Here is a 16,878-nt window from a genome sequence, read left to right on the forward strand (position 1 = left end):
AACGACATATACCCGGCACCACCATTCACCGGTCGTCGTCCCCGGGCGGCCGTGCCGTGCGCCAACCCGGAGATGAGGAACGACTGCGCGACGCCGACAGACGGGGAAACCTGTCCGGAGGCGGCCGCAACGACCGGAACAGGGCACTGAACTGCCTGCCCGTCATGCGCACGCTAAGGGGAGGCCTATCGTCCGGCCACGGTGCACGGTGACCAGATTCAGCGGTGGACTGTGCACGATGACCAGTTCCGCGGGTGCAGAGGTGGGTCAAACGGCACAGTTCACGCGAGTCCTCCGGCGTCGGCGGAGCCGGTGGACCTCGATCCCCCTTCTCACCCCTGCTTTTCAGGATTCGCGTCTGACAAGATCCAGCGGTTACGTCAGAGATCAGTGAAACGCCAGAACTCCAGGACGCGCGGGCGGTACCGGTCAACGGCCGCCCGCGCACCGACTTCTGGCGGGGAGGGGAAGCCATGCTCGTCGCGTCACGCTTCAGATCACGCAAGTCCGCCACCGTCCTCAGCGCCCTGTTGTTGGCGACGGGCCTGCAGACGGTGAATGCGCCCGAGGCGGCCGCCGCGCTGCCCGAGATCAGCACCGTCTTCAACGACCCGGCCGGCACCACCCAGGAGCAGCAGGCGATACGTCTCCAGCTCCAGAGCCTCATCAACTCGGCCGCGACGGGCTCCGAGATAACCGTCGCGCTCTACCACATGTGGGACGAGACGACGGCCCGTGCCCTCGCCACAGCGCACACCGAGCGCGGGGTCAATGTGCGGGTGCTGCTGGACTCCACCAGTGTCAGCAGCAACCCGTCGAACCCGTCCTACGGGATCCTGCGGGACGCCCTGGGCACCGACCGTGCGCAGAGCTCATTCGTCGGTCTGTGCCCGCAGGGACGGGCCTGCCTGGGCGACCCCGCCAACGGCGCGTCCATCAACCACAACAAGTTCTTCCTGTTCTCCCAGGTCGACGGTGCGTCGAACCTGGTCGTCCAGACCTCGTCGAACCTGACGCCCTCCCAGTACAGCCGTATGCCCAACGACGCCGTGCTCCTGCAGAACACCGGCATCTACACCGCCTACCGGTCCTACTTCGGCAAGCTCGCGTCCCAGGACTGGGACTCGTGGGCGTACACGACGGCCACGTTCTCCCCGTACAAGGTGTACTTCTATCCCTACGTACCGGGCACGGGGAACAGCTCCGACACCATCTGGAACATCCTCGACGACGTGACCTGCACCTGGACCGAGGGATCCACGACCCTGCGCAGCAAGGTCCGGGTAGCGGTGCTGAAGATCACGCGGAAGGGCGTCGCCGAGAAGCTCGTTGCCTTGAAGAAGGCCGGCTGTGACGTCGAGATCGTCTACGCGGAGTCGTCCAGCGCCGAGGGCACCGGCAGCCCCGGAACCTGGGACACCCTGCACACGGCCGGAGGGCCCGCCGTCCGCTGCTACAACCACGACGAGGACGGCGACTCCACGACCACGAACTCCACGGTGCACTCGAAGTACCTGCTGATCGACGGCAAGTACGCCGGTGCGGTCAACAAGCTGGTGTGGACGGGGAGTCACAACTACTCGGGCCCGGCCCTGCGGGAGAACGACGAGGCGCTGCTGAAGATCGACAGCACCACCGTCCACGACCGGTACGTCGCCAACTTCACCGCGGTGACGGCCGCGGCGGTCCCGGGCACCGCCGACGACACGCCGGCCTGCAAGGGCGTGTGACGGGCGGTGCCGAGATGGCGGTCTGCCTCGCCATGGTGCGGGCAGGCCGCCGAGGCGCCCGAGCAAAGCCGATTCCGTGCCGGGGAGCGCAAGCCCTCCGACCACCCCTTCGCGCACCCTGAATCCGCGCAGCCGGTATCCCGCACCCATACGTCTTGTAAAGGTGTCGTAAAGTTCGGGCGAGCAAGGGGTGGGCGGGCCGGAGGGGTGAGGACGGGCTGTGCGGATGGTAGGGGGACGGGAGGACCTTGAGGAACTTCTGCGGGCGGTGCGGCGTCAGGCGTGCCCGGACGAGGTGCTGGCCTGGCTCGGCTCGCGGATAGGGGCTGACATCGCGTGGGTGAGAGGACCGGGCGCCGCCGTGGCGACCGCCGGGTTTCCCGTCCATGTACTGACGGCGCTGGCGGAGCCTCTGTCGAAGGTGGCCGGAGCGCGCTTCGCGGCTTCCACGGCCTACTTGGACGGTCGTGAGGTCCGGCTGGAGGGCTTCGGTCCGCATGAACCCCGCAGGGTCCTGGTGACGCTGAGCGCAACCTCGCTGCCGAAGGAGTCCGCGGCCCTGGCGTCGCAGACCGGCGGGCTCCTCGAACTGATGGGGCGGGCGGTGACCGCCGACAGCAGCAAGCACGCGTACGAGGACAAGGCTCTCCAGTTGCTCTTCGCCGTGTTCACCGCCCTGATGACGGGCGAGGTCACCCTCGCGCGAAGGATGACGACCGGTAACGTTCCGCCGTTGCTGGACGCCGAGCGGGTTCGGATCCACCTGCTGCACTGTCCCCCGGCCGACCGTGACCGGTTGGTCAGGTCGCTGGACTCCTCGGGCTTCCACGGGCGAGGGCTGATGGTCCAGTGCCCGGCCTTCGACGAGCAACTCATCTGCCTGGCCCCCGAGTCCGCCGAGCCGGGCGGGCGCTCACCACAGGGCGAAATGCTACGCCGGCTCGTGCGCGAGACTCCCGGATACGCCCTCGGTATCAGCCGCCCCCATCCTCTCGCCGAGACGCGTTCCGCCTACGGGGAGGCTGTGCACGCTCTGGCTGTCGCCCGTAACTCCCCGGACCGTGTGGCCGTCCACCAGCGACAGTCCTCGCTGGTCGAGGTGCTGCCTCGAGGCGCCGGCCTGGCCTGGGCACGCGCGCTCACCGGGCCGCTCAGCGGTCTGCCGAAGCCCACTGTGGACGTCTCGCGGCTGGTCGTCGCCTTCCCCCGCACGGCCACGGCCCGCTTGCTCAGCATCAGCCGCACCACCGTCGCCGCGCACTGCCGCAAGGCCGAGGCCGCGCTCCGAGTCAACCTCGGGGACATTCGCACGCGCGCCGCGCTCGACCTCGCCCTTTCGCTCACGGGCCTCGAACCGGACCCGGCCGTCGCGGTCGCGCAGGTGCCACCGAGTCTGGACGAGCTCCTGCGCAGCGATGCGGCCGTATCCTGGGCGGACATCTTTCTGCTTCCCCTCCGCGAGGCCCGGTACCGCGAGGTGTACGCCACCGTGGCGGCCTGGATCGACGCCAACACGGACGCGCAGCGGACGTCCGTCCGCCTCGGTCTGAGCCGTAACACGGTGCGCGCACGACTGCGCACCGCGGAACGTCTGTTGAAGCGGGACCTGCTGACCACGGGCACGGGCATCCATGACGTGGTCCACGCGCTGGCGGTGGCGGAGCTCAGCGACTCGGCATCCTCGGACGTGGCCGCGGGTCTGCTCGTCGGCTGACGGCGGGCCCGGCTTCGCGGCTCCGCCTGACAATCACAAGCCGGTTCGTCAGCTGGAAGCCGGACACATGAAGGCCTCTCCGACGGCACAGGCCGATGCGGTTCGGGAATTCCGGAACGCTCTCGCCTTGTTCGGCCCACAGCCACCCCCCTGCCCCCACGCATCGTCCAGGAGGTTTCGCTCATGCCAGAGCCGGCGATCGACGCCGTCGTGTTCGACGTGCTCGGCACACTCGTCGACGAACCCGCCGGTATCCGCGCCGGCATCCGTGAAGTCGACCCTGCGCTCGGCGACTCCGGGATCGAGCGGCTGTCGGCGCTGCGGCAGCAGCACATCGACCGCGAGCAACGTCGTATCGCCGACGGCGTACGTCCCTACGTCACCAGCGACGCCCTCGACCTGGAGGCCGCCCGGCTCGTCGCCGACGCCGCCGGAGTCGACGACCCGGACGCCGTAGCGGCGCTGGCCCGGTCGGCGACCCGCCCGCCCCCTCGGACAGGTTCGACCTGCACGCCGACGACCTGACCGACCTGGCCGACCAACCGGACCTCGTCGAGGGGTGAAATACCTAGCCGCCGGACGGTGGTTCCCGGGCGGACACGACCACGGCCGCCAGGTCTGCGCCCGCTTGGAGCAGAGCCACACTCCGTGCGGCGATCTGTTCAAGACGCTGCCGCAGGACGCGCTGGATCTCGCCCGGACCGTCGAACCGGTCCAGGGAGTCCATGATCTCGCGGACCGCCGGGATGCCGTGGCCGCTGCTGCGAAGGGCCGCGACGATTCGGGCCGCTCTGATGGCCGCGAGGCCGTAGCGACGGGCGCGTAGTGAGGTCACCCGCTCGGGGAGGACGAGTCCTTCCTGCTCCCAGAACCGCAGTGTCGAGGGACGTACGTCAAGCGCTCGGGAGAGCTCCGTGATCGTCATCGCGTCGCACTCGCTCTCGGGCTCGCGCTCGGGCTCGTACTCGGGCTCGGGCTCGCTCTCGGGTGTCGCCTCGGACTGAATCGCACGCAGCGCTTGCTGGGCGCGCAGAGCCTCTTCACGTTCCCGCGCGAGCCGAACGTGGACCGCGTTCACCGCCGAAGCCGCCTCCACGATCGTCGCGGACCGCAGCTCCGCGAGCATCTGTCTGGCCGCGACGGGACCGACGGCAGCCGCGAGACCTCGGTAGGCGCGAAGGGCCTGCACGTGAATCGGCGCATAGGAGCGGTATCCGTTGTCGGATCGAGCGGCTGGAGGAATGACTCCGAGCCGCTCCAGGTCGCGAACCTGTTGCAGCGAGTACCCCGACTCCCTGGCGACATCGACTGTGCGGAGCCCTGCCCGCGGTGAGCCGCTCTCCGTGCCGTCCATCGCCAACCCCACATAAGCACTTGAAGGTCATGCTTGAACCATGAGTATGGAACAGATCATCGCGACCGTACGGGGCTTCGACGGCGCGCTCGTGGTCGTCCCGGGGCCGGGAAGCGACGCCCCCGAACTGGCATGGGGAGATGCGTTCTTCTATTACGCCCCTGACGGCCGAATGCCGCTGAACGTCCAGCCCTACGGGACGATCGTCACCAGGAACTATCCCGACGACACCGCTTCCGACCTCGATCCTCCCGGCCGCTGGCGGGTGAACATCCATGTCGACCGTGCGACCTTCCGGGAGCTCACCGGGGAGGAACCGCGCCTTCTCAGCCGCCGCCGCGACCACGCGGCCGCCGACACCGTCCTGCCGCACCCGGTCTACGGCGAGCTCGGCTGGGTCTGTGTCGTCAATCCCGGTGAGAACGCCACCGACGTGGTCGTGCGGCTGCTGCGTGACGCCCACGATGCCTCTCGTGCCCGGTTCGACCGTCGACACGAACCGGGAAGGCCGACGGGGTAGGGCTGCGGGGGCGTGCTCAGCGGCTGGGTGAACGGCGGACGGTCAGGATGGCCACGTCGTCGTGTTGGCCGCGGTCGCCCACGAAGACGCGGGAGTCCTCGTACAGTGCGGGTGGCAGTTCGGTGGGGGACAGGTTGAGGTACTTCGCAAGCCGATCGTCGACCGGGTAGAACGTGCCATCGGCGGCCCGGGTCTCGGTGAGGCCGTCGGTGGTCAGCAGCAGCGTCGAGTCCGCCGGGAACGTGAACCAGCCCACGGTGGTCGGCTCCGAAGCCAGTTCGGCGAGACCGAGCGGGACGCCGGAGTCCAGCGAGAGCGTGGTGACGATGCCGTCGTGCAGCAACCGCGGCGGGATGTGCCCGCAGTTGACGACCTGTGCCTCGGCGCCGGGGTCGACGGAGATGACCAGCGCCGTGACGAAACGCTCGTCGTCTCCGCTCTGTTCGGCGTAGGTGTTGTGCCGGACGACCGAGTCGTCCAGGACGTCGACGAGCGCGGTGAGCGTGGGCTCGCGGTGGGCCGCCTCACGGAAGGCACCGATGACGGCGAACGCGGCGCCCACGGCGGCCAGTCCCTTGCCCTGTACGTCACCGATGAGCACCCGCGTCCCCCAGGGCGAGGCGACGACCTCGTAGATGTCGCCGCCGACGAGCCTGTCCTCCTGCACGGGTTCGTAGACGCCGTTGACCAGGACGTCGTCCGTGAGCAGGGGCAAGGGGTGCAGGATGTGCCGCTGCATGGCGGCGGCAGTGGAACGCAGGCGGAGCATCTCGCCCTCACGCTTGACGCGCCGGTGGCAGGCGTAGACGGAGGTCACGGCCAGGGTGAGGGTGAGCAGCACGAGCAGGGCACGGTCGAGCCACCGGTCCACGTCACCGCCTCGCAGCAGGACGGTGAGGGTGACGAACACAGTGGTCCAGGCGGCGACGAACCTTGTCTGCTGGACGGTGCACAGCGCTGACGCCGTTCCCGGCAGGAAGATCAGGAGGCCGAGTAGCCATACTTCGGATTCGGACAGGACGCCGAGAATCTCCACCACGGCCGTCACCGACACCACACCGGTGGCCAGCTCGGTGTTGTTCGGAGGCTCGATCGCGTCGAGGGCGTCGGTGGGCCTCTTTCGGCGGGTACCGATCATGGGGACTCCCGGGCAGGTGGTGACCTCTGCCCACGTTATGCAGGCAGCGCCGCTCGGGGCAGACGCCCCGCCGAGCCCGGTCGGCCCGGCGGGACGGCGGAGGCGGGCGCCATGCCGAGATGACTCGGCTCCTGGGCGCAGTCGGAAGGGGACCGGAACGGACCCGGCCGACACGCCGACGCGCCGACACACCTGCCTGTCCTGTCTTCTCAGCTGACGGGCAGCCCCTCGACGAAGTGCTCCAGATCTTCAGGGCTGGGCCTCAGCACGCCGTCGCGTACGGCCAGGGCCGTGGCCTCGGCGCGCGAGGCGCAGCCGGTCTTGCGGAGGAGGTGCTCGATATGGCTGTGCACCGTCCGTGGGGACAGGAAGAGCGCCTGGGCGATGGCCTGGTTGGTCTGGCCCCTGGCGGCCCGGGTGAGTACTTCCAGCTCGCGGGGGCTCAGGCCGTACGGCAGTTGGGTGGGCGCCGCGGACACCAGTACCGCCCTGCGCGCGAGGGGCGAGCCTGCCGTGCACCGGCGCAGCACCACACGGTGCCAGCCCTGGCCGACCGGCCACAGGACCCGCAAGCGCAGGCCGCCCGAGCCGGCGAACGCCTCCACCAGAGGCCGGAACGCCTCGTCGCCGAGGACTTCGGCGGGGTTTCGGCCCGGGAGGTCGATGACGCCCTCGGCCGTGACGAGGTTCGCTCCCGCGTCCACCGGAAGGTCGTGCAGGTCGCCGGTGTGGGCCGTCGGGTCGGCCAGGGCGCCCAGTGCCGGCAGGACCGAGGCGAGCAGGCAGCGCGCCTCCGTGTCGTACGTGCCCGATCCCTCGATGGACAGGTTGACCAGACCGACCAGACGGCCGTGGTGGCGCAGGGCACCGGTGAGCGCGTCGCGGAACCCGGCCGGCCGGACCCGCTCGGCGTAGAACCAGCCGTTGCGGAAGCGCTGCCCGACGGACGCCGCGTCCTCGGCGTCCTCGGTGATGGAGGGCGGAAGCGTCTGCCGTACGACGTTGGCGTACCAGGGGGTCGAGACGAACTCGGCGGCCAGCGCCTCGGACGTCAGGGCGGCGTAGCCGATGCCGGCGACCTGCAGGTGCGTACCGGTGATCGGATCGATGGTGAGCAGGGTGGCCGCGTCGAGGGGCAGTGCGCGGCCGAGTTCGTGCAGAGCCTGCGCGCAGGCGGAAGCGGTGTCGCGTTCGCGGGTGAGCATGCCGATGCGGGTCGCTGCCGCGAGCTGATGGTGGCTGACCATGCGGGCCTCCGGGAACCCACGACCACGGATGTCGTTTGACTCCTAACGATATGGGTTCCGGGTGGACCGGACAAGGCGTTCACCGTTTCGTGACCGGCTTTCCGCCGGCCGCCGCCGGGCCCCGCGGGAGTCGGTATTTCTACGGATGGCGGGGCGGGACGCCCGGGTCTTTCCTGTTCGGCACAGCCGGATGCCCGACACAGCCGTATCGGGCCGCATCCCCACGGAGAGCCCGCCATGACCAGATCCCCGTACGCTTCCTCGGCCTCACGCCGGCAGTTCCTGGCTCTCTCCGCGGGCGTCGCCGCCACCACCGCGCTGGCCGCCGCGGGTTGCTCCGCACCGGGCGACGGCGCGAGCGCGGCTGAGGCCGCCGGCGCGTCGGAAGGGCGCAGGACCCTCACGAAGATCGGTCTGGACTATCCCTTCACCCAGCTCCCGCTCTACGCGACGCTCGTGAAGCTGTCCACGGCCGCCGCGAAGAAGCGCGACGTCTCGCTGCTGACCACGAGTGACGCGAGCAGCGCCGACACCCAGGCCACCAACCTCACCACGTGGGTCACGCAGAAGGTCCCGGCCATCGTGTCGTTCCCGATGGTCTTCGAGGCCACGGAGGCGATCGCCAAGAGGGCGTTGGACGCGGGGCTGATCTGGGTGACGTACGGCGGCTCGCTGGAGCACCAGAGCGCGGACATCCAGTTCAGCTTCCTCAAGGGCGGCACGCTGCTCGGGGAGGCCGCCGCGAAGTGGGCCAACGAGGAGCTCGGCGGAAAGGGCAAGGTCGCCTTCCTCACCGACAGCACGATCCAGCTCGGCCGGGAACGCACCAAGGGCATGATCGACGCTTTCACGAAGCTCGCGCCCGGCGTCGACGTGGTCGCCCAGGAGCAGGCCATCGACCCCGACACCGGACTGTCGAAGTCCCGTGCCGTCCTCGCCAAGCACCCCGACCTCAACCTCATCCTCGGGGTCACGGACGCCGCCGCGTACGGCGGGTTCAAGGCGCTGCAGCAGACGGGCCGGAAGGCGACCGACGCGAAGACCTTCGTCGGTGGGCAGGACGGAGCGGCCCCGTCCCTCCTCGCCATCAAGCAGGGCACCTTCTACCGCGCCTCGGCCGCCCTGGCCCCGCAGGACATCGCGAACGCCGTCGTCGACGTGCCCCTCGCGGTCGCCGCGGGGAAGTCGAACCCCAGCGCCCAGGTACCGATCACGCTCGTCGGGCGTGGCGACACCGCGAGCATCGACGACCTGCTCGCGCAGAACGCCTAGGGCCCGCCATGACGGATCCGAATCTGCGGATACGCGGGCTGAGCAAGTCCTTCGGCGGTGTCAAAGCCCTCGACGGCGTGGATCTCACCGTCCCGGCCGGTCAGGTGCACGCTCTCCTCGGCCACAACGGTGCCGGCAAGTCCACCCTGATCAAGTGCCTCGGCGGCGCCTTCCCGCCGGACGCGGGCACGATCGAGGTGGGCGGGAGCTCCCACACCCGGCTGAGTCCGCGCGAGTCGATCGCCGCGGGCGTGGCGATCATCTTCCAGACACTCAGCGTCGTCGACTCCCTCACCGTGGCCGAGAACATCTTCCTCGGGCAGGAGTGGACCCGGTACGGCACCGTGCACCGCCGTGCCCAGGAGGAGGTGGCGGCCGGCCTGCTGGAGCGGGTCGCGGCGACCTGCTCGCCACGTGACAGGGTGGGCGATCTCCCCATGGGGCAGCGGCAGTTGGTGGAGATCGCCAAGGCTCTCAGCCGCAGCGCCTCGGTGCTGGTCCTGGACGAACCCACTGCCGCTCTGTCCGGCGCCGAGAGCGCCGCCCTGGCCGAACGCGTCGAAGACCTGCGCACCCAGGGGCTGGCCATCGTGTACGTCACCCACCTGCTGGCCGAGGTGGAGCGGCTGGCGGACGCGGTGACGGTGCTGCGCGACGGCCGGGTCGCCCACCACTCGACGGTGGCGGGCCACACGCGGCGGGAGTTGGTCGACGCCATCGTCGGCCGACCGGAACCCGTGGCGCACGGCACGGCAGCGGGCAGGACAACTGGCGGGGCCGAAGAGCCCGGTGGGGCCGACGAGCTCGGTAGGACCGACGAGCACGGGGCGGCCGACGACGTGGTGGAGGGCATCACGCGCGCCCCCCGTCTCACGGTGCACGGGTTCCGAGGTCCCGGGTTCGGTCCCGTGGAGATCAGCGTCGCCGAGGGCGAGATCGTCGGACTGTACGGGCTGATCGGCTCAGGTCGTACGCGCATCCTGGAGACCCTCTTCGGCAGCCGCCGTGCCTCGGGCGGATCGGTGCGGGTGGGGGAGCGGGCCGTCACGGCGGCCAAGCCCTCCGACGCCCTGGCCGCGGGGATCGCCCTCGTCCCGGCGGACCGGCGCAGACAAGGACTTTTCCCGGTCCTGAGCGCCCAGGACAACGCACTGCTGCCGAGCATCCGTCCGCTCGCCCGGCGCGGGGTGCGTGCGCTGGCCGCCGAGCGGCGGGTCTTCGACGCGCTGTCCCAGGCGGTCGGGCTGCGGCCCGCCCGGCCGCGGCTGTCGGCGGCCGCCTTCTCCGGCGGCAACCAGCAGAAACTCGTCCTGGGCCGGTGGATCAACCAGGCTCGCCGTGTCGAGGTCCTGCTCCTCGACGAGCCCACCCAGGGTGTCGACGTGGGCGCCCGGCAGGAGATCTACCAGGTCGTCTCCTCACTCGCCTCCCAGCGGGGAACGGCCGTGCTGTTCGCCTCCAGTGACCCGGAGGAGGTCGTCGCGCTCGCCCAGCGCTGCCTGATCGTCTCCCGGGGCCGCATCACCGGCGAACTCCGCGGCGCCGAACTCACCGAAGCCGCCCTCCTGTCGGCCGTCCACGAGGCCGACGACACAGGCCCCGCCACCTCGGCCCCCGCCACCTCGGCCCCCGCCACCTCCGCCCCCGCCACCTCCGCCCCCACGACCTCCGCCCCCATGACCTCGGAAGGAGCGGCATGACCACCGCGACCACCGCCCCCGCCGGCCGCCTGACACCGAGCCCCCGCGCCCTGGCGGGAGGCGGACTGAACGCCCTGCGGCGACACCCGCTGCTCCTCGTCCTCGCCCTCATGGTGCTGGTCTTCCAGCTGACCACCGGCAGTTTCCTCGACCCCGGCAACCTGCGCGGGATCGCCACGGACGCGGCCACCCTCGCCATCGTGGCCGTACCGCTGGCCCTGCTCGTCATCAGTGGCTACCTTGACCTCTCGGTCGGCTCCACCCTCGCGCTGGGCGGGCTGGTGGCCGGCTGGCTCGCCGGGCAGCAGCACCAGTCGCCGGCCGTCGCCGTCCTCGGCGCGCTGGCCGTGGGTGCCGCGGTGGGCGCCGTGAACGGCATCCTGTGCTGCTACTTCGGGCTGTCCGCCTTCATCGTGACCCTGGGCATGCTGACGGCGGTGCGCGGACTGGCACAGCAGCTCTTCCCCCTGCCGCTGAGCAGCTTCGGATCCGGGTTCGCCTGGCTCGGCGGATCGCGGATCGCCGGGATCGACGCGCCGGTCTTCATCGCCGCACTCGTTCTCGTGGCGGGCGCGCTGTTCCTGGCGCTCGCCCCGTCCGGGCGGCACGTCTTCGCCATCGGCGTCAACCGGGAGGCCGCCTACCTCTCCGGCATCAACATCCGCCGGACGCCGTACGCGCTGTTCGTCGTCACGGGCGTAGCGGCGGCGCTGGCCGGGGCGATCAAGGCGTCGGTGCTGGACAGCGTGGTCGCCGGGACCTCGGGGGCCGGATTCGAACTGACCGTGCTCACCGCGGTGCTCCTGGGCGGGGTCGCACTCACCGGCGGCTCCGGTTCCATCCTCGGGGTGCTGCTCGGCGTGCTCTTCCTCGGCTGTCTGCAGAACGGGCTGACACTGCTGAGCGTGCCGACGTTCTGGCAGCAGATGGCCCAGGGCACCGCCCTGGTGGCGGGCGCGGCACTCGCCTACTTCGGTCCGCGGCTGACGCGATGACCCCCCACCCCGAGAGGACCCACGTGAACGACAGCGCCCCCTCCCTCATCCTGACCGGCGGTCAGGTCCTGACCATGGACGGTGACTTCACCGTGGCCGAAGGCGTGGCCGTGCACGGCAGGGACATCGTCGCGGTCGGCGGCGACGCCGAGATGCGCGCCCTGGCCGGCCCGGGCACCCGGGTCGTCGAACTCGCCGGCCGGACCGTCCTGCCGGGCATCAACGACTCCCATCTGCACGGGGCGGCTTACGGCATGACGAAGCCACCCTTCGCCCTGGACGTCGGCCATCCGGCGGTCGGTTCGATCACCGACATCGCCACCGCCGTGGAGCGGGCGGTCAGCGAGGCCCGGCCGGGCGAGTGGATCGTGGGGCTGGGCTGGGACGCCGGCTATCTGGCGGAGTGCCTGGCCGACGCCCGGCGGTTCCCGCACCGTCTCGACCTGGACGCGGTGGCGCCGGAGAACCCGGTCTGTCTGACCCACTTCTCCTCACACCTGGTGTGGGTCAACAGCGCCGCGCTGCGCCGGTGCGGCATCGGCCCCGCCAGCGCGCCACCGCCCGGGGGCGTCATCGACACGGACCCCGACGGGGAGCCCACCGGCATCCTGCGGGAGGCGGCGCAGGAGCTCGTCCAGGCCGAACTTCCCTCGCCGACCGTCGCCCAACGGCGTCAGGCCATCCAGGGCGTGGTACGCGAACTGCACTCCCGCGGGATCACCAGCTACACCGAGCCCGGTCTCGGCCCGGGCGGCGCCACGTCCTTCTTCGGCGGGCTGAGCACCGACAACTGGACCGCCTACGCCGACCTCGCCGCGAGCGGCGACCTCCAGGCCCGGGTCAGCGTCCTTCTCCTGCCCGCGCCGATGGGCGGCTCGGCCGACGACGTGCGCAAGGGCCTGGCCGAGCTGCGCCGCCCGGCCTCCGCCGACCCGCGCCTCCTCAACGCCATCGGCGTCAAGATCTTCGCCGACGGGGTGCCGCCCAACCGGACGGCGTGGATGCGTGAACCGTACGCCGACGGAGGCCACGGCGCGCTGTGCGTGCACGGCGAGAGCCCCGCGCTGCAGGTCGACGAACTGTTCGAGATGATCCGTGTCGCCCACGAGGCGGGCTTCCAGCTCGGCGTGCACGTCACCGGGGACCTGGCCATCGACACGGTGGTCGACGCCTTCCTCGCGGCGGACGCTGCCGTGCCGCGCCCCGATGCCCGGCACTACGTCATCCACGGCGACTTCGTCGGCGCGGACAGCCTCGCCAAGCTGGCCTCACGCGGCTACGGGGTCAACATGAACCCGGCCATCAAGTGGACCATCTCCGACCTGATGGACGAGGTGGTCGGCGCCGAGCGCTCCGCCTACCAGTGGCCCGTACGGTCCGCCCTCGACGCCGGGGTCACGGTCTGCGCCAGCTCCGACGCGCCGATCACCGAGCCCGACTGGCGGCAGGGCGTGGCCGCGATGATGCTGCGCGAGTCGAAGGCCAGTGGCCGGCCGAGCGGGCCCGAGCAGTGCGTGCCGCTCGCCGAGGCACTGCGCGCCTACACGGTCCATCCCGCCCGACAGGACTTCGCCGAGGACTGGAAGGGGACCGTCGAGGTCGGCAAGGTCGCGGACCTGTGCGTGCTGGACCGCCCGCTGCTGGACCTGGACCCGCACGCGATCACGGACGCCGAGGTCGATCTCACGGTGTTCGACGGGCGCGTCGTCCACGAGCGCTGAGGGCGGCCGGTGCGTCCGTGGCCGTCGCCTGTCCGCCGTCGGCCGCACCGGCCCCACCGCTCGATCACCCCCCCCCCGAGTAGGGGGCACATGACCTGTCGGCGCCCTCACGGTCGCCGCAAGCGAAGGATGCCCACGATGACCGACACGCCCCGCATGCTGCTCGTCCTCAGCGAGAACTGGACCCTCACCGGCGGCCGGGCGGACCTGTCCGCCGCCGTGCGGTGGGCCCGCGAGGCCGAGGACGCCGGATTCGACTCCGTCATGGTCAGCGAACACATCGTGCTCGGCCCGGACGCCGCCGCCGACGGCATCATGGGCAACCCCCGCGACTACGCCCTGCCGGGCAACCAGGACCCGTACACCCCCTGGCCCAACTCGCTGCTGCTGCTCGCCGCCATCGCCTCCGTCACCGAGCGCCTGCGTCTGGCCGCCGCCGCGGTGCTGGCACCTCTGCGTCATCCGCTGCTGATGGCACGCGAGCTGGGCACCCTGGATCTGATCAGCGAGGGGCGGCTGCTGGTGCAGCCCACGGTCAGCTGGAGCAAGGACGAGTACGACGCCCTGGGAGTGCCCTTCGGGAAGCGGGGTCGACTGCTCGACGAGCACCTGGAGGTCTGGGCGAAGGCCTGGGGGCCGTCCCCGATCTCGCACGACAGCGAGCACTACCCGTTCCGCGACGTCTACTTCGAGCCCAAGGCCTTCCGTCCCGAGGGGCCGAGGCTGTGGTTCGGCGGTCAGCGCCTGCACGGCCCCGTGTTGCGCAGACTCGTGCGCTTCGGCCACGGATTCCACCCGCTGGGCCGGCCGACACCGCAGGACATGCAGGTGCTCAAGGACGCCATGGCCGCGGCCGGCCGGGACATCGCCGAGCTGGAGATGATCGGCGGTACCCAGGCCACGTTCCCCGACGACCACTCCACGGCGGACCTCGGCGCGGCGCTCGCGGTGATCCCGCAGCAGCTGGAACAGGGCTTCACGACGTTCTGCGTCAAGCCGAACCAGTTCATCGACGACCCGGAAGCGATCGGCGCGTTCTGCCGTGACGTGATGCGCCGCGTGGAGGCGCTCACTGCGTGAAGCGGTCGGGCCTCGCGGGGAGCGGACTCTCGGTCGGTACGTCCTTTCGTACAATTTGAGTCCGAACAACATCCGCGACCCACGCACCCTGTGGCCGAAGGAGTGTGCCCATGCCGGGCCAGCGATCCATCGCCGAAGCCGAGAAACTGGCCGAGGCCAAGCTCGGCGGCATCCCGCTGCGCCGGGAGCAGATGGCCGTCGTCGCCAACATCTACCGCGCCGCCTCGGCCGTCCGGCAGCATCTGGAGAACTCCGTGCTGCGCGGGGCGGACCTGACCTGGACGGCGTTCGTCGTGCTCTGGGTGGTCTGGGTGTGGGGCGAGTCGGAGACCCGGCACGTCGCGGAGGAGGCCGGGATCTCCAAGGGCACGCTCACCGGCGTCGCCCGGACGCTGGAGGGGCGGGGGCTGCTGCGGCGGGCCGGCCACCCGTCCGACGGCAGGCTGGTGCTGCTCAGCCTGACCGAGGAGGGCGAGGAGCTGATGCGGCGGCTGTTCCCGGCCTTCAACGAGGAGGAGGCCTTCGTCGCGGGCCGGCTCAGCGACGAGGAGTGCCGGAGCGTCGCGGAGGGGCTGCGCAGGGTCGTGCGTCAGGTCGAGGAAGAGGGTGAGGAGCGCCGCGTCACTCTGCTCGACGGCGCCGAGCCCGCACCCCGCCGCAGCGGACGCCGCGCGAAGGCCTGAAGCCCGGCAGGGCCCGCCTCGACCCCGGCGGTCTGAAGAACCGGTCCGGCCGCCGGCGAGGTGATCCGAGCCGCCCGCCCTGCCTTGCGCCCCGGTGCCGGCGCCGCCGATATCGCCGCAGCCAGACGGGTCTCGCGTCTCCACCAGCAACATGGCCCCGGCCTGGGGGGACCACCGAAGGGGCCCTCTTTCGTCAACCCCCGGGACAAGCCGTCTCGCGAAAGCACGAGGCTAGCGCGGGACACCGCCTGGCTCTCGGCAGTCGCATGCCCAGCCGCCCAGGTGGCCCACCATGTGAGCGGCCAGCGTGGCGGCCGAAGTCATCGCGTCATCCGTGTCTCCTCCCGCCGTCGTGGACAGGAGGAAACCGGCGGCGAACGCGTCTCCTGCGCCTGTGGTGTCGACAACCGACGGCGGTATGACCGCTGTGTACGAACGCAGGCGGCCGTTCTCCGCGACCACGGCGCCCAGGCTCCCGCGGGTCATCACGACTTTCGGACCCGCAGCCGACATGTCGGTCAGCAGGACGAGGGGGCCGGCCTCCGCCAGTTCCGCGAACTCTTCCTCCGTACCGAGGACGAGTTGGCAGCGGGGGACAATTTTCCGCAGTGCGCTCTGATGTAGACGGACCTCTCCCGGCGTAAGCCGTCGCCCGGGAAAATGCGCGGCCAAGTCGGCGTGGGGGCGCCGAACCGTTTCGCCCAGCGTGAGTCCCATGTGTCCGATGGCGGGCGGAGTGGCTAAGTCCGTTTGATCCAGCACCGGATGGCCGATCAGGAGCATTTCCAAGCGAACCCACCTACCCTGGAAAATGATCAGGCTAACAGTCGGTCGCGTCGCTGGATCTATCCACAGGACGGGCGACCGCCGACTGAGTCGGTTTCACGTTCGAGCGGGAGGCAGTCAGTGGCAAGTGGACCGGAGAACCAAGGTCTCGGCAAAGGTCCTCGGCATCAGATTGTCCCCCGTGTTCTCGTTTTCGCACGCAGCGAGGACAGTGTCCTCCTGCTTCGTGGGGCCCCGGACAAAAAGATCTGGCCGGGTCTCTACAACGGAATCGGCGGCCATATCGAACGGGGCGAGGATCCGCTGACGGCTGCGCAGCGGGAGTTGCAGGAGGAGAGCGGGATCATCCTCAAGCCGGACGCCTTCCGGCTGGCCGCGCTCATCAACATCGACATGGGTCCGGGCGACCCCGGGATCATGCTGTTCACGTTCGTCGCGGAGACAGTCGAACAGGAGACGGGCTCGTCCGAGGAGGGCGTGCCCGATTGGCACCGCATCGACCGGTTGGGGGAGTTGCCGCTCGTCGAGGATCTGCCGTGGCTGATCCCGACGGTCGTCAATGAGACTCCCCGTGGGGCCGTTCGCTTCATCCGCTACAGCTACGAGGCCGACGGCAGTCTCAAGATCGAGGAGACTCCTCAGAACTTCGCCTGAGAAGCGCCGCCAACTGGGTGGCGAGGTGACCATTGCTCGGAAGTGCCCGAAATCAAGCGGGTCGTCCTGGACGTGACGTCGAAACCGCCGGGGACGATTGGCTGGGAATGACAGTCTCCGCCGCGATCCTCACCCCTGGTCGGCGGTTTCGGCTTGTGGGGGCGGTGACGGGCAGGGTGAGGGCCCGCTGTCGCGTCGGGTGGGCGCGGGGTTCCACGGCTGTGGGAGATCCTTCGGGCTCGCCGGGACGGGACGTCGTCAGGGGAGCCTGGGCGGCGACGGAC

16 protein-coding genes are annotated in these 16,878 nt (G+C 70.5%); 12 read left to right on the forward strand and 4 right to left on the reverse strand.

Annotation, left to right across the window (positions count from 1 at the left end):
* Positions 1-473: 473 nt before the first annotated feature.
* The 3 genes from AQJ84_RS23030 to AQJ84_RS23040 all read left to right on the forward strand — a co-directional run bounded on the left by AQJ84_RS23030 (position 474) and on the right by AQJ84_RS23040 (position 3,969).
* A complete protein-coding gene (locus tag AQJ84_RS23030) occupies positions 474-1,730 on the forward strand; it encodes a phospholipase D-like domain-containing protein (RefSeq protein WP_030043418.1) in 1,257 nt (418 codons plus the stop codon).
* 226 nt (positions 1,731-1,956) lie between these two features.
* A complete protein-coding gene (locus tag AQJ84_RS23035; RefSeq protein WP_030043417.1) occupies positions 1,957-3,444 on the forward strand; it encodes a PucR family transcriptional regulator in 1,488 nt (495 codons plus the stop codon).
* 183 nt (positions 3,445-3,627) lie between these two features.
* Complete coding sequence (locus AQJ84_RS23040; protein WP_374935441.1) at positions 3,628-3,969, forward strand: HAD family hydrolase; 342 nt, start codon at positions 3,628-3,630, stop codon at positions 3,967-3,969.
* Between the two features lie 43 nt (positions 3,970-4,012).
* Here AQJ84_RS23040 and AQJ84_RS23045 read toward each other — a convergent pair whose 3' ends face one another.
* On the reverse strand, positions 4,013-4,798 hold the full coding sequence (locus tag AQJ84_RS23045) for a MerR family transcriptional regulator (RefSeq protein WP_053193038.1): 786 nt from the start codon (positions 4,796-4,798) through the stop codon (positions 4,013-4,015).
* A 46-nt stretch (positions 4,799-4,844) separates the two neighbouring features.
* Here AQJ84_RS23045 and AQJ84_RS23050 point away from each other — a divergent pair, with 46 nt between their 5' ends.
* A complete protein-coding gene (locus AQJ84_RS23050; protein ID WP_037803971.1) occupies positions 4,845-5,318 on the forward strand; it encodes a DUF6194 family protein in 474 nt (157 codons plus the stop codon).
* Positions 5,319-5,334: 16 nt separating this feature from the next.
* Here the strand turns inward: AQJ84_RS23050 and AQJ84_RS23055 are convergent, their stop codons facing one another.
* Positions 5,335-6,456 (reverse strand): PP2C family protein-serine/threonine phosphatase, encoded by a 1,122-nt coding sequence (locus AQJ84_RS23055; RefSeq protein ID WP_030043414.1) that lies wholly within the window; start codon positions 6,454-6,456, stop codon positions 5,335-5,337.
* Between the two features lie 209 nt (positions 6,457-6,665).
* The gene (locus tag AQJ84_RS23060; protein ID WP_053193036.1) at positions 6,666-7,703 is read right to left on the reverse strand and encodes a helix-turn-helix transcriptional regulator; all 1,038 of its coding nucleotides are present in this window, start codon (positions 7,701-7,703) and stop codon (positions 6,666-6,668) included.
* 237 nt (positions 7,704-7,940) lie between these two features.
* Here AQJ84_RS23060 and AQJ84_RS23065 point away from each other — a divergent pair, with 237 nt between their 5' ends.
* The 6 genes from AQJ84_RS23065 to AQJ84_RS23090 all read left to right on the forward strand — a co-directional run bounded on the left by AQJ84_RS23065 (position 7,941) and on the right by AQJ84_RS23090 (position 15,154).
* Positions 7,941-8,975, forward strand: a complete 1,035-nt coding sequence (locus AQJ84_RS23065; RefSeq protein ID WP_030043411.1) for a sugar ABC transporter substrate-binding protein — start codon at positions 7,941-7,943, stop codon at positions 8,973-8,975.
* A gap of 8 nt (positions 8,976-8,983) precedes the next feature.
* A complete protein-coding gene (locus tag AQJ84_RS23070; protein WP_079076142.1) occupies positions 8,984-10,675 on the forward strand; it encodes a sugar ABC transporter ATP-binding protein in 1,692 nt (563 codons plus the stop codon).
* Positions 10,672-11,670: an ABC transporter permease gene (locus AQJ84_RS23075; protein ID WP_053190958.1), complete on the forward strand. Its 999-nt coding sequence runs from the start codon at positions 10,672-10,674 to the stop codon at positions 11,668-11,670. The genes AQJ84_RS23070 and AQJ84_RS23075 overlap by 4 nt, the downstream gene beginning before the upstream one ends.
* A complete protein-coding gene (locus AQJ84_RS23080; RefSeq protein ID WP_374935249.1) occupies positions 11,667-13,391 on the forward strand; it encodes an amidohydrolase in 1,725 nt (574 codons plus the stop codon). Before AQJ84_RS23075 ends, AQJ84_RS23080 begins: the two co-directional genes overlap by 4 nt.
* A gap of 138 nt (positions 13,392-13,529) precedes the next feature.
* Positions 13,530-14,471: a TIGR03619 family F420-dependent LLM class oxidoreductase gene (locus tag AQJ84_RS23085; RefSeq protein ID WP_037802089.1), complete on the forward strand. Its 942-nt coding sequence runs from the start codon at positions 13,530-13,532 to the stop codon at positions 14,469-14,471.
* Positions 14,472-14,581: 110 nt separating this feature from the next.
* The gene (locus AQJ84_RS23090) at positions 14,582-15,154 is read left to right on the forward strand and encodes a MarR family winged helix-turn-helix transcriptional regulator (protein WP_030038147.1); all 573 of its coding nucleotides are present in this window, start codon (positions 14,582-14,584) and stop codon (positions 15,152-15,154) included.
* A 231-nt stretch (positions 15,155-15,385) separates the two neighbouring features.
* On the opposite strand, the gene AQJ84_RS23095 is transcribed toward AQJ84_RS23090, so the two are convergent.
* Positions 15,386-15,937, reverse strand: a complete 552-nt coding sequence (locus AQJ84_RS23095; RefSeq protein ID WP_030038146.1) for a PfkB family carbohydrate kinase — start codon at positions 15,935-15,937, stop codon at positions 15,386-15,388.
* Between the two features lie 123 nt (positions 15,938-16,060).
* Here AQJ84_RS23095 and AQJ84_RS41190 point away from each other — a divergent pair, with 123 nt between their 5' ends.
* Both AQJ84_RS41190 and AQJ84_RS45125 read left to right on the forward strand, forming a co-directional pair.
* Complete coding sequence (locus tag AQJ84_RS41190) at positions 16,061-16,594, forward strand: NUDIX hydrolase (protein WP_157874943.1); 534 nt, start codon at positions 16,061-16,063, stop codon at positions 16,592-16,594.
* A 42-nt stretch (positions 16,595-16,636) separates the two neighbouring features.
* Positions 16,637-16,705, forward strand: a complete 69-nt coding sequence (locus tag AQJ84_RS45125) for a GMP synthase (glutamine-hydrolyzing) (protein WP_078631544.1) — start codon at positions 16,637-16,639, stop codon at positions 16,703-16,705.
* The last annotated feature ends 173 nt before the right edge of the window (positions 16,706-16,878 follow it).

It is taken from the genome of Streptomyces resistomycificus (assembly GCF_001514265.1).
GTDB classification, from domain to species: domain Bacteria; phylum Actinomycetota; class Actinomycetes; order Streptomycetales; family Streptomycetaceae; genus Streptomyces; species Streptomyces resistomycificus.

Bases quoted from the DNA above. Each gene is read 5' to 3' on its own strand.
- AQJ84_RS23030 (WP_030043418.1), top strand. From the start codon at position 474: ATGCTCGTCGCGTCACGCTTCAGATCACGCAAGTCCGCCACCGTCCTC.
- AQJ84_RS23035 (WP_030043417.1), top strand. From the start codon at position 1,957: ATGGTAGGGGGACGGGAGGACCTTGAGGAACTTCTGCGGGCGGTGCGG.
- AQJ84_RS23040 (WP_374935441.1), top strand. From the start codon at position 3,628: ATGCCAGAGCCGGCGATCGACGCCGTCGTGTTCGACGTGCTCGGCACA.
- AQJ84_RS23045 (WP_053193038.1), bottom strand. From the start codon at position 4,798: ATGGACGGCACGGAGAGCGGCTCACCGCGGGCAGGGCTCCGCACAGTC.
- AQJ84_RS23050 (WP_037803971.1), top strand. From the start codon at position 4,845: ATGGAACAGATCATCGCGACCGTACGGGGCTTCGACGGCGCGCTCGTG.
- AQJ84_RS23055 (WP_030043414.1), bottom strand. From the start codon at position 6,456: ATGATCGGTACCCGCCGAAAGAGGCCCACCGACGCCCTCGACGCGATC.
- AQJ84_RS23060 (WP_053193036.1), bottom strand. From the start codon at position 7,703: ATGGTCAGCCACCATCAGCTCGCGGCAGCGACCCGCATCGGCATGCTC.
- AQJ84_RS23065 (WP_030043411.1), top strand. From the start codon at position 7,941: ATGACCAGATCCCCGTACGCTTCCTCGGCCTCACGCCGGCAGTTCCTG.
- AQJ84_RS23070 (WP_079076142.1), top strand. From the start codon at position 8,984: ATGACGGATCCGAATCTGCGGATACGCGGGCTGAGCAAGTCCTTCGGC.
- AQJ84_RS23075 (WP_053190958.1), top strand. From the start codon at position 10,672: ATGACCACCGCGACCACCGCCCCCGCCGGCCGCCTGACACCGAGCCCC.
- AQJ84_RS23080 (WP_374935249.1), top strand. From the start codon at position 11,667: ATGACCCCCCACCCCGAGAGGACCCACGTGAACGACAGCGCCCCCTCC.
- AQJ84_RS23085 (WP_037802089.1), top strand. From the start codon at position 13,530: ATGACCGACACGCCCCGCATGCTGCTCGTCCTCAGCGAGAACTGGACC.
- AQJ84_RS23090 (WP_030038147.1), top strand. From the start codon at position 14,582: ATGCCGGGCCAGCGATCCATCGCCGAAGCCGAGAAACTGGCCGAGGCC.
- AQJ84_RS23095 (WP_030038146.1), bottom strand. From the start codon at position 15,937: ATGCTCCTGATCGGCCATCCGGTGCTGGATCAAACGGACTTAGCCACT.